The 2,342-nt window shown below is 71.6% G+C and carries 1 protein-coding gene; it reads right to left on the bottom strand.

Translation table 11 applies throughout. The features are described 5' to 3' along the window. The coding region (locus tag ALA01S_RS30790) for a beta strand repeat-containing protein (protein ID WP_169806056.1) at window positions 1–2,342 on the bottom strand (2,342 nt) is incomplete at both ends.

Genomic DNA, 2,342 nt, shown 5'->3' with positions numbered 1-2,342 from the left:
GCCACCGCCGACAGCTCCACCGCCTGCGCGCCGCTGCGGCCAAACACCACGTAGCTGCGGCCGGCATCGGTACGGCCGGCAACATCGCTCAACAGTGCGCCCACGATCAGGTCAGCCAGCCCGTCACCGTTGACGTCCCCGGCGTTGGACACGCTGTAGCCGCTGTAATCGCCGCCGCCCTGCCCGTTGATCACGAAACCGCCGCTGCCCGCGGCCACCGCCGACAGCTCCACGGACGGCTGCACGGCGCTCAGGTTGCGCGTGATGCGCTTGTCCACGAGCAGTTGCGCAGCGCCGGCCCGCTCGTCATAGACCTCATAGGTCTGTGTGCCCACGCTGAGGGCGCCGCGGTCCACCCAGATGCCCGTGGCGTTGAGCACGTCGCCCGCGTTGCCGTCCACCAGCAATTGGTGTCGTGGCACCGTGCTGCCCAGCCACGACCATCCGTTGCCGGCATTGAAGCTGTTGAGTCCGCCCAGGTCGCTCACGTCGGCCGCAGCCAGGGTCAGCGTGTTGTTGCCGCTGCCCGTGAGGTCTATCTTCTCCACGCCCTCGATGCGGCTGGCGCCACCGCCCAGGTTGACCACGCGCGTGAGGTCCAGCGTGATGCCGCTGCCCGCCAGCACGATGCTGTCCACCCCGGCGCCGCCATCAATGCGTGCGAGCTGGCCCAGGTTGCCGCCAGCGCCCAGCGGCAGCTGCAGTGCCGAAGCCAGCGTGCCGTCGATGACGAAGCGGTCGTTGCCCGCCCCGCCATACAGCACGCTGGTGGCCGTGGCCGTGAGCGTGTCGTCGCCCGCACCGGCCACCGGCACGCCCGCGGCCGTTTGCACGAATGCGCCCCCCATACCGCCGACCATCACGTAGCTGCGACCTCCGCTGTTCACGAGCAAATCGGCCAGACCGTCGCCGTTGACGTCGCCCGCCGCCGAGACGCTCACGCCCTCACTGCCGCTGCCGCCTGGCACCATGAAGCCGACCTGGCCCTGTGCTGCTGCCGACGAGAGCTCCACCGTGCCCGCATCGCCGCGGCCAAACACCACGTACGCACGCCCCGCCTGCGTGCCCACCAGCATGTCGGCCAGGCCGTCGCCATTGACGTCGCCCACACCGGCCACGCTGCTGATGCTCAGGTCCCCCGAGCTCTGGCCGTTGATCACCAGGCCGCCGCTGCCGCCGCTGAGCGCCGACAACTCCACCGCCGCCGCGCCGCTGCGGCCAAACACCACGTAGCTGCGGCCGGCATTGCCCCCCACGATCAGGTCGGCCAGCCCGTCGCCGTTGACGTCGCCCGCGCCGCTCACGTTGACCACGTCCGTACCGTTGATGGCCAAGCCGCCCGCGCCCAGGGCCGACAGTTCCACCCGTGCCGTGCCGCTGCGGCCGTACACCACATAAGCGCGGCCGCCGGCGGTGCCCACGGCCAAGTCGGCCAGGCCGTCGCCATTGACGTCGCCCACGCTGCCGATACTGACCTCCCCCTCGCCCTGGCCATTGACGGTGAAGCCGCCGCTGCCCGCGGCCACCGCCAACAGATCCCACGGCGCGCGGCTGCTGCGGCCAAACACCACGTAGCTGCGCCCGGTGCGCGTGCCCAGGAGCACGTCGCCCAGCCCGTCGCCGTTGACGTCCCCGACAGCGGCCACGCCCGCACCGGCCAGCTCCCCAGCGCTCTGGCCGCTGATCGCAAAGCCCCCATCGCCTGCGGCCACCGCCGACAGCTCCACCGGCGCCGCGCCGCTGCGCCCAAACACCACGTAGGCATTGCCCGCACCCGTGCTCACGATGACGTCGCCCAACCCGTCGCCGTTGACGTCTCCGGCCTTGGCGATGCTGCAGTCGCCCGCGCCCGAAGCGTTGATCACCATGGCGCTGCCCGCACCCGGCGCCGACAGCTCCACCGCCGCCGTGCCGCTGCGGCCGAACACCACGTAGCTGCGGCCTGTGCCGGTGGCGGCAATCAGATCGGCCAGCCCGTCGCCGTTGACGTCGCCCGCACTGTTGACGCTGCCCCCGCCGGAGACGGTCAGGCTCCAGCTGGCCGCCTCCACCGTGAAGTTGCGTGTGACGTCCTCGTCCACGATGAGCTGCGCGCCAGCCCTGTCGTCGTACACGCGGTAGGCCTGGCCGCCCACGGTGATGGCGCCGCGCTCCATCCACTGTCCCTCGGCGCTGAGCACGTCGCCCGCGTCGCCTTGCACCACCAGCTGGTGGCGCGGCACGGCCGCGCCCAGCCCACTCCAGCCGTTGCCGTCATTGAAGGTGTTGAGCCCGCCCAGGTCGCGCACGTCGGCCGCACGCAGCACCAGCGTGTTGTCGCCGCTGCCCGTGAGGTCAATCTG

This window comes from Azohydromonas lata NBRC 102462 (assembly GCF_001571085.1).
GTDB lineage: Bacteria > Pseudomonadota > Gammaproteobacteria > Burkholderiales > Burkholderiaceae_C > Azohydromonas > Azohydromonas lata.
The sequence above is the reverse complement of the archived record's forward strand: the minus strand, read 5'-3'. Positions and strand labels throughout refer to the sequence as shown.